5 protein-coding genes are annotated in these 4263 nt (G+C 42.6%); 2 read left to right on the top strand and 3 right to left on the bottom strand.

The genetic code is table 11. The features are described from left to right. Together Q0241_RS08485 and Q0241_RS08480 are read left to right on the top strand one after the other, a co-directional pair. A partial coding sequence (locus Q0241_RS08485) for a protein kinase family protein (RefSeq protein ID WP_299376017.1) occupies positions 1-670 on the top strand: 670 nt, incomplete at its 5' end. 456 nt (positions 671-1126) lie between these two features. Then, positions 1127-2011 (top strand): DMT family transporter, encoded by an 885-nt coding sequence (locus tag Q0241_RS08480; RefSeq protein ID WP_299376014.1) that lies wholly within the window; start codon positions 1127-1129, stop codon positions 2009-2011. Between the two features lie 3 nt (positions 2012-2014). Here the strand turns inward: Q0241_RS08480 and Q0241_RS08475 are convergent, their stop codons facing one another. The 3 genes from Q0241_RS08475 to Q0241_RS08465 all read right to left on the bottom strand — a co-directional run. After that, positions 2015-2731, bottom strand: a complete 717-nt coding sequence (locus Q0241_RS08475; protein WP_299376012.1) for a transporter substrate-binding domain-containing protein — start codon at positions 2729-2731, stop codon at positions 2015-2017. 263 nt (positions 2732-2994) lie between these two features. After that, positions 2995-3750 (bottom strand): transporter substrate-binding domain-containing protein, encoded by a 756-nt coding sequence (locus tag Q0241_RS08470; protein WP_299376009.1) that lies wholly within the window; start codon positions 3748-3750, stop codon positions 2995-2997. A 327-nt stretch (positions 3751-4077) separates the two neighbouring features. Continuing rightward, positions 4078-4263: putative PEP-binding protein (locus Q0241_RS08465; protein ID WP_299376006.1), on the bottom strand; the 186-nt coding region annotated here is incomplete at its 5' end.

Here is a 4263-nt window from a genome sequence, read left to right as displayed (position 1 = left end):
CACCTTACTTGGGTATCAGGATATAGAAATGATTGGCAAGGGCGCGTTTGGCTTTGCTTTTTCCGGCACTATTGCCAATCAAAATAGTGAGTTGCCTGCAACGCAATTAACACAACAAGTGTTTAAATTTTCTCGTATTAATTTACCCCAGCATGTTCAAGACAGGCTCGAAGAAGAAGCCTTTATGTTGAGTCTGGTAAAACATCCTCAAGTACCACAATTAATTCAATATCAGCGTATCAATAAACAATCCATTTTAGTTATGGAGCGGGCCATTGGAGAAGATTTAGAAAAGATTTCCCTAAAATACGGTCCAATGCCTGTGCACTTGATCATTAAAATTGCCGTGCAGTTAGCTGATATTTTACTGTATCTACGCAATCACCAACAAAACAATCAAGCTAGACCTATAGTGCATGGGGATATTAAACCTTCGAATATTGTATTCGATGAAGCGACCGGAAATGTTGGTTTGATTGATTGGGGCTCTTCAGTATTTGCGCAAATTGATCATCAAGGACAAGTGGTAAGCAGCAATGTTATGGATCTTATGTCTAGTGATATGCAACAAACTAATGCCAGATTAGGAGACGTATATTTTATTGGCGAAGACCAGCTAAATGGCGGATTATCTTCGGTATGGGTAAGTATAAATATATCTCCTCCATAATTATCAATACTATTAGGGAAGTTATACCCTTTTTGAGAATGCATTAATATAAATTCAGCTTCAAGCCAAGATGTAAATTGAGCATTTACACTTAATATGTATTCTTTGAAATTCGCACCAAGCGGATGGGCCAAAGCTTGTTTGTAGTGGCTATAACTTGTTGTGGAAAACTCAGGGTTAGAAGCTAATGGTCTCGATTGTGCATAGGTGAAAGGCCTGACATAATTTGTCTCACACCTTATGTCAAGTCCTTCTATGTTAAATGCATTGTAATATTTAAAACCTAACTGTAGTCCTTGCTTGCTTCCCCACCATCCTTTGTTAAATTCTTTTAAATTAAATTCTGTTCCCGTGTATATTAAACTCAGCTGATCAATTTACGTATATTGGCTATATCCAACTGCTTTTTTGCCTGATAGGGTGCACCACAAAATCTCTTCACTGGATCACCCCCTCATGAATACAAGTCAGAAACCACTTTGGTTAATCCTCGCGCCTGTTGCCTTCACTGTGTTATGGGCAGGCGGATACAGTATTGCCAAGGTCGGGCTACAATATGCTGAACCGATGACATTGCTTTCAATGCGCTTTTCATCTGTGGTGATTTTGCTGGTCCCCTTTTATTTCTTTTTCAAACCTGCCCTTCCCAAACGTTCCGCTGACTGGCTTCATTTGGTTGTTGTCGGCGTTCTGATGCAGGCTGTTTATTTTGGGTTTTGTTGGTGGGCTTTTAAAACCGGTGTATCAGCAGGCGTGTTGGCTATATTCATGTCGCTACAGCCTATACTTGTCGCTATCCTCGCCCCCAAGATGGCTAAAGAAAAGGTCAGCTGGCTTCGCTGGCTTGGCTTACTATTGGGCCTTGTCGGGGTTCTTATCGTCATCATAGCCAGATCAGATATCGAACCACCGACCCTGATCGGCGTTAGCTTTAGTGTGCTTGGATTACTAGGAATCACCAGTGGCGTTCTCTATGAAAAACGCTTTGGCGGCGGGTACCATCCGATCGTTGCCAATATGGTACAATACGCCGCTGGTTTTGCAGTGGTCGCCCCTATCGCTCTGGCCTTTGAAACAATGGAGGTTACCTGGACCCCCGAATTCTTTGCCGCGCTTGCTTATTTGGCAATCGGCAATTCAATTCTGGCAATCAGCTTGTTACTTGCCATGATCCGCGCAGGCGAAGTATCGCGCGTATCTTCCTTGATGTTTCTTGTCCCCCCACTCGCAGCACTGTTCGGCTGGGTTCTCCTCGGCGAAGAAATGCCAATGCTAGCTTGGGGCGGCATGGCTGTGGCGGCAATAGGCGTTATTATTGTTTCAAAGAACCGAAAGACTTAATCTTTACCCACCTTCGCCCGGGTGTTTGCGTATGATATTAAATGCATCAAGGTACAACTTATCCAATTCTCCACTTTCACGAAGAAGCTTAATTTCTTTATTCAAAAGTGGAACCAGATCTGAATGACGCTTGTGGACATAGTGGAACAAAGACACAACCTTGAGTGCGGGGCCATGTGCTCTGATCTTGAGATTTGGAAAATTCTTGAGAACCTCAAGGCCGCCGATCAAATCTGTTGCAATAACAACATCAACATTCCCAGCATCTAGCTGTTCGAACAATTCTCCCACGGAATTAAATAGAACGGGGTTTAAACCTTGTGTTATTTCTTCAGAAATGAAGACCCCTTTTTCGATACCAATTTTTTTATCTTTCCAGCTATCAACAGTCGGTAAAAAGCCAGCTTCGCGCTTGGTATAAACCCGAAAACGAAGATCAACATGCGGGAAAGACAATTGAATAAGATTTGGGTAATCCGATGACAAACCCGGCCGGCGCATATTCTCGCCATCTGTAACCCCGGCATTGGCCTTTTCCAAAGACTCACGCCCCTGATAGTCCGCAAAGGAAATTTGATACCCAATCCGTTCATAGATTTTTTCGAGAACATAGGATATGGCGAGGTCACCATCCCCATGACCCAGACGAGAAATAACAAGCTTCTTTTCTGAATCAGCAAAGGCACTTGTACTTAATAAAGAGACAGCAACAATCGCCATCCACAAAAATCTAAAGGGCTGCATCATAATACTTTTCGATTTTGTCGAACAATTTGATACCTATTTTGTTCGATGACATCTTCATCTTAATATCGTTATTCTAAAACCAAGGGCTTAAAGTACTCTCGAGCCTTAGACTAATTGACAGAAGTTAATGTATTGTTGCTTTGTGCCAATGTGTCCGGTGAATAATTTGAATACATTCTAGGCATACCCGTAATCGCCTTTAGTCATTGATCCGGATTATGAAAGCAAAGGAAAGTTTATTCACTCTTTTTTTCGGCAGCTCGTAGAACGTCAAACCCTTCGACGTAAAGCTTCTGTAGCTCTCCATTTTTTCGAAGACGTTCTATTTCTTTATTGAGGGCCGGCACCAGACTGGCATTGCGTTTATGCACGTAATGATACAGGGGGATTGTTTTGAGGATACCACCCCAAGTTCGAATATTTTCATCTGGATGGTTCATAAACACTTCCAGCCCGCCGATTAAATCTGTTGCAATTGCAACGTCTATATTCCCCTGATTTAACTCATCAAAAAGCTCTCGAACGGTGTTATGTAAAACCGGGTTTAATCCCTTGGTGATTTCCTCTAAAGCGATTACCCCGCGCACGATCCCTATCCTAGAGTTTTTCCAGCTCTCAAACCCAGAAAAAAAATCGTCCCCATGCTTCGTATAGATACGAAAATTGATATCCACATGCGGATGGGATAATTGAATCAAATTAGGGTACACAGACGCTAGCCCAGCCCGGCGCATACTTTCACCGTCTGCTTCACCTGCATTCGCTTTTACAAGAGATTTTTTCCCGGGGTAATCCGCAAAGGTAATTTCATAGCCAATTTTGTTGTAAATTCTCTCTAATACATAGGAAACAACTTTGTCTCCATCGGCATTTTTGAAACGGGAAATAACCAGTTTGTCCCCAGCCGCCCCTACAGGTTCAGCCTGAAGAATAACACCGAGCAAACAAATTGCGGTAATCCGTAGAAACAAAACCCTAATGCTTTGCCACATCCACATTATCCACACACCCTTATCGTCACACATCCATCAATTATTTGGCTTGGCTTGTATCAAATACATCGCTCCCCTGATTATTTTTGACTGGGGAGTGCATCAGCTCTTTTTTGAGCATAACCTGAAGATGTTAAAAGAACCTTGAATAAAAACATCCTTTTGCTCTCTCATAAAATATCGGAATAATACCCCGTACTTTATCCTCGGATACTATATATGAGCGGTCATCATTTTAAGCTTCTCGGATTAAAGGCTTCAAAGCAGCCCTCAAATAAAAAGGGTGGCCGAAAGCCACCCTTTTTAAACAATATTATCTGGACGATATTACTTTTTGATCGCAGCCTGTGCTGCGGCAAGACGGGCGATTGGCACACGGAACGGAGAACAGGATACATAGTTCAACCCAACCTTTTGGCAGAAATTAATAGACGCCGGATCACCACCATGTTCACCACAGATACCAAGCTTGATATCACCACGGGTCTTCCGACCACGTTCTGCAGCAATCTC

The organism is uncultured Kiloniella sp. (assembly GCF_937128705.1).
GTDB lineage: Bacteria > Pseudomonadota > Alphaproteobacteria > Kiloniellales > Kiloniellaceae > Kiloniella.
Note: the sequence above shows the minus strand (reverse complement) of the source record. Positions and strands in the feature narration are given on the sequence as shown.